The sequence below is a fragment of the Actinomycetota bacterium genome (assembly GCA_005888325.1).
GTDB lineage: Bacteria > Actinomycetota > Acidimicrobiia > Acidimicrobiales > AC-14 > AC-14.
In genome coordinates, this window is sequence record VAWU01000010.1 from 43,998 (window position 1) to 48,112 (window position 4,115).

Annotated in this window: 4 protein-coding genes and 1 pseudogene (1 of these 5 only partly in view); 3 read left to right on the forward strand and 2 right to left on the reverse strand. The window is 65.9% G+C overall.

Annotated features, from left to right (window positions below; genetic code table 11):
• Positions 1 to 1,956, reverse strand: a pseudogene (locus E6G06_01810) (PKD domain-containing protein) (it extends 810 nt beyond the left edge of the window).
• Here E6G06_01810 and E6G06_01815 point away from each other — a divergent pair.
• From E6G06_01815 to E6G06_01825, 3 genes are all read left to right on the forward strand, one after another.
• Complete coding sequence (locus tag E6G06_01815; GenBank protein ID TML93595.1) at positions 1,950 to 2,387, forward strand: BON domain-containing protein; 438 nt, start codon at positions 1,950 to 1,952, stop codon at positions 2,385 to 2,387. The pseudogene E6G06_01810 and the gene E6G06_01815 sit on opposite strands and share 7 nt — an antisense overlap.
• Before the next feature lie 696 nt (positions 2,388 to 3,083).
• Positions 3,084 to 3,416 carry an STAS domain-containing protein gene (locus tag E6G06_01820; GenBank protein TML93596.1) on the forward strand — a complete coding sequence of 111 codons (333 nt, stop codon included), beginning with the start codon at positions 3,084 to 3,086 and terminating at the stop codon, positions 3,414 to 3,416.
• 106 nt (positions 3,417 to 3,522) lie between these two features.
• Positions 3,523 to 3,936 (forward strand): ATP-binding protein, encoded by a 414-nt coding sequence (locus E6G06_01825; protein ID TML93599.1) that lies wholly within the window; start codon positions 3,523 to 3,525, stop codon positions 3,934 to 3,936.
• Here E6G06_01825 and E6G06_01830 read toward each other — a convergent pair.
• Positions 3,913 to 4,095, reverse strand: coding sequence for a hypothetical protein (locus tag E6G06_01830; protein ID TML93597.1), 183 nt, complete (start codon positions 4,093 to 4,095; stop codon positions 3,913 to 3,915). The genes E6G06_01825 and E6G06_01830 overlap by 24 nt on opposite strands.
• Positions 4,096 to 4,115 lie beyond the last annotated feature (20 nt).

The following is a 4,115-nucleotide window of genomic DNA, read 5'->3' on the forward strand; positions in this document are numbered from 1 at the left end:
CACGCCGGTCGCCAGTCCGTTGGCGTCCACCGTGGCCAGGCTGGGGTCGCTGCTCGACCAGGTGACACTGGACGTGAGATCGGCGGTGGAGCCGTCGGTGTAGGTGCCGGTGGCGTGGAACTGTTGGGTGGCGCCCGCGGGCACCGAGGCGAGGGCAGGGATCACTTGCAGCTTGCGCAGGACAGGCGTGCCGGTGATCGTGCTGGCCACGGTGTTCGCCATAAGCACGATGCCGCGGCCGTTGAGATGACCGTCGGCGACGCGCAGTGACATGTCGGGTGGCGCCCCGCCGAACGGCGTGTAGCAATCCACCACCCCCGTCGGGAGGTTGTCGTAGATCTGATCGATCGGGGGAAAGCCGACGAACGACGGCATGGCGGGGAGGAGCATCCAGTAGACGGTCGCTCCCCGCGCCGTCAGCTTGGCCGTGTCGGTGATGGCGGCGTCGGCCCAGGTCGGAAGGTAGAGGGGGCTGTCGAGGGTGATGGCGGGATCGAAGGGGTTGAAGTCGTTGCCGACGAACTCCATCACAACCTTGTCCGGGTCATACAGGCTGATCAGGTTGTCGAGCCAACTGCTGTTGTGAAGGCCCGCATCCAGCAGGCCCGTCCCCGGATAGTTCCAGGTCGCGGTGGCATAGCCGAGGCCTTGGAGCACGGCTGCACCTGTCGGGTAGTACTGCGTTGTGAACGAGTCACCGATAAGCAGTACGCGTGTGGGTCCGGCCCGACGACCAGGACGGGGAAACTCGCTGATGGAGACGTAGTTCGCGCGAGTGAGGCTGGTCTTGCCTCCCGCGTTGTACGCGGTGAGGGTCACGCTGTAGGGGCCGGGTGTGGCATAGATGTGGTGCGGGTTCTGCGTCACGGCCGTCGTGCCGTCACCGAAGCTCCACAGCCAACACGTCGGTGAGCCCGTGGACTGATCGCTGAACGCGATGTCCTGTGGCGCGACGCCGCTCGTGAGCGGAGCGGAGAAGGTGGCTGTCGGGCGCGGCGGCTTGGCGACCACGCCGTTTCTGACCGTGACCAGCGTTCCCGAGGTCTTGGTCACGTTGCCACTGGAGTCATACGCCTGTGCGTAGAGCACATAGCAGCCGTTGGGAACGCTGGCCGTGTTCCAGCTGAAGACATACGTCGTGGACGAGAGGGTGGCCACGCCCAGCGGCGTCGTGTCTCGGTAGAAGACCACCGTGGCGACACGCACGTTGTCCGTGGCGGTGGCGGTGAGCAGTGTCGTGCCGGTCAGGGCGGCCGCCATCGCGGGCTGGGTGATGGCGACCACGGGCGGGACGGTGTCGTTGGGGGAAAGGACGAGGTTGGGCGGCTTCGTGCCTTCCCGACTCGAGAACTGGCTTGTGCCGCTGCCAGCCGCACCAGTCAAGGCGATCGTGTAGAGACCGTTGTCGAGCGATCCGAGCGGGATGGTCGTCCAGGCGCCCGCGCTCGCAGGGAAGACCTGCACCCGTGGCGACCCGGTGATGGTGGGTGCCGTGTCCCAGGTAAGGGTGCTCTCCAACCACGACGAGTCGGTGAGGTACGCGCTGATGGCCGAGGTGCTCGACTTCTGAGTGAACAGCCGCAGCTTTGTCGGGGTCGGTCCGAAGAGGCCCGAGATGGAGACGAGAACGTAGGTGCGCGTGACGCCACTTACGCTCAACGTCGTCGCCGACCCGTAGCTCGTCGATGGGGCCGTGGATCTGACCTTGGCGTCCGCGGCAACCGGAACGATGAGCTTCGTCGTGGTCGCGGCCTGGGCCGGGGGCACGCGGCTTGCAAGCGGCAGTGTGAACGAAAGAAAGAGCCCCAGCGCGCACATCCACGCAACCCCATGCTGCCGACGTTCCGACGCAGTACGTTGCGGCACCCCAAGGTCTGGGTCGAGCCGCCTCGACCAAGCGCGCGACCGACGCCACGCCTCCCGTCGACTCCGCGCCCCTCGCACTCGGCGTGACATACCAGGCCCCCGGACCAAATCTCGTGGTCATCGTAGGGCCTCCAAGACCCTCGATGCTTGGCCACGTCGCGGATCGACGACGGGGTAGGACAAACAGTCGACACTGCCTCGACGAAGGGAGACGCTCGATGGTTGCGCCGAACTTCATCCCTTGGACTTATCCCGACGACCGCTACTACTACGGCTGGTACGGCCAGCCGTGGCTCGGCGAACCGACCGACGGTGACATCAAGGCCGCGGTCGCGGAGCGATTGCGGGTCAATCCCTTCACCAAAGACGACGACCTGACCGTCGACGTCACGAAGAAGGTCGTCATCCTCACCGGCGACGTGTCGTCAACTCTGGCCAAGCGAGCCGCAGGCGACGACGCGTGGGACACTCCAGGAGTGGTTGACGTGAGTAATCAACTTCAGGTGGTCGTGAGGCGCTAACGAGCCGTCGCGCCGATCCGTGTCTTCTCGTTGGGTAGTGCGGATTGAGCGTGGGACTGGCGGATACGCACAAGGGCTACCCGCCTGCATCCAGGTCACACACAACGTCTACGAGCTGCTCCGGGGGCGCTACGAGTTCCGAGCGAGGGACAGTCGACGTCAAAGCAAAGGACCAACGACGACCTATCTGCTGTTTGGGCGCCGCTGAAGCCGCGAAGCTCGCGAGCGCCGAACCCTGGACACCACCGACCCACGAGTACGACCGTCATCACCTTGGCGACCAAAGACCTCGCAGCGATACCGCAACGCTCTTCCGCCGGCACGCACGTCCCGTGAAGGAAACCGTGTCGATAGACCTGCGCCCGCACGGCGATCGGTCACCCTCCGGAACGAGGCGTGCCCCGTCCGAACCACGTGCAATCGACAAGCGCCTCCGGCGCGTCGAACCACTCAGTGCGCACGCTGGAGGCGCTGACCGTAGCGGCCCATCGGGCGAAGTGCAGTGGCCCGATCAGAGGCACGCGCCCGATACTCGAGTCACTCATGAGCGCACGCTTCGAGGGGCTCGGTATGACTCGACCGAAGCAGTCGACCACACCGATACGCTGAGTGAGATACAAGCAGCACCTCTGAGCTACGGAGCGCAGATGAGGGATCCGCGGTTGAAACCGACGCGCCAAGGGAGAAAGGGCGATCATGGGACTCGATCCCACTAGCGGTCCACCGTTCGCCATCATCGTCCTCCCGGGCCATCCGACAACCGTGGTAGTGAAGGGTGAGCTCGACCTGGCCACGGCGCCCGAGCTTGCACAGCGCCTCGAGGAGCTCGCGGCCACGGGTCAGCGCGAGGTGACCGTGGACCTGAGCGGGCTGGAGTTCCTGGACTCACAGGGCATCCACGTCTTGCTCCAGGCGCGCGAGACCCTTCGATCCCAAGGCGGAGGCCTCAAGGTCCGCTCCCCGCAGCCCCTGGTGGCCCGCGTGCTCGAGACGACTGGTCTCCTCGAGCTGCTGACGGAGGGGGAATGACGCTGCGCGCTACCAGCCGACGCGCTGAGCTGTTTTCCGCCTGAGGGTTCGCAGAGCCTGCCTCGAGGTAGGTACGTGCTGCTGCCCTTGCATCGGAGGTCGCACTCTGGGAAGCCTGCACGCCACTGCCGAGTTTCCACGTGCGCCCGAGGCGGCCTATGGCGCCCGGACGTTTGTTCGAGCCGTGCTGGCAGCCTGGGATTGCGATGATCCCGACGAGGTGGCCGTGCTGTTGACGAGCGAGGTTGTTGCCAACGCCGTTCGCCACGCGGCGACGGCCTGCGCGGTGCGCGTGGATCTCGAAGGTGATGTGCTTCGGGTCGAGGTGGCCGATGGGTCAGCGACGCTCCCCCAGTTGCACAGACCGAGACCCGACGACTTCGGGGGTAGGGGGCTCGTGTTGGTCGAGTCCTTCGCCCGGCGGTGGGGTGCGGAACCGACGCCGACCGGGAAAGTCGTGTGGTTCAGCGTCGAGGTCCGCCCTCGGCGCCACGTGTCAGCCGGCGCGATCACGTCGTAGCTGACGAAGCCACCTGATCAGCTCGTCGACGCCGGCGTCGGTGGTGATGTCGTGCTCATCCAGCCACGCTCGAACTTCCTCGGGTGAGGCGACTTCTTCCATCAGGACGAACAACAGCATCATGAGCGCCTGGCGCCGGCGGGCAGGCAGATCCCCCACGGCATGAGCCAGGCGCTCCA